Raw genomic sequence first — 451 nt, 5'->3', positions numbered from 1 at the left:
GTCGTGCCATGCGGCGGTGAGGCCCTGGAAGGTGGGGCCGTAGGTGTAGCCGTGCTCGGCCAGCACAGGGTAGGCGTCGTCCACGTCGATCGCCGTGGCGTTGGCCGGCGGCCATTCGCTCAGGTCGACCCCCGGGTCTGCTGGTGTGGTGTTGGTGAGGGTGGCGGTGGCGTGGGTGGTCCAGGGGGTGGTGTCGTCGGGTGTGGTGGTGTGGGGGCGGGTGCGGATGGTGAGGGTGCGGTGTCCGTCGTGGGGTGGGGTGAGGGTGGCTTGGAGATCGAGAGGATGGCTGTTTAGGAGCAAGGCTGTGTGGAGGGTGAGTTCTTCGAGGTGGGGGTGTCCGGTGTGGTGGCCGGTGTGTAGGGCGAGGTCGACGAAGGCGGTGCCGGGGAGGAGTGGGGTGTCGGTGATGGCGTGGTCGGTGAGCCAGGGGTGAGTCTGGGTGGAGAGG

At 68.7% G+C, this 451-nt stretch carries 1 protein-coding gene; it reads right to left on the bottom strand.

What is annotated here, in order from left to right; translation table 11 throughout:
• Positions 1-451 (bottom strand): polyketide synthase dehydratase domain-containing protein (locus IH48_RS33965; protein WP_037844115.1); only part of this gene is annotated, 451 nt, incomplete at both ends.

This window comes from Streptomyces sp. NRRL F-5126 (genome assembly GCF_000721265.1).
Classification (GTDB): domain Bacteria; phylum Actinomycetota; class Actinomycetes; order Streptomycetales; family Streptomycetaceae; genus Streptomyces.
Note: the sequence above shows the minus strand (reverse complement) of the source record. Positions and strands in the feature narration are given on the sequence as shown.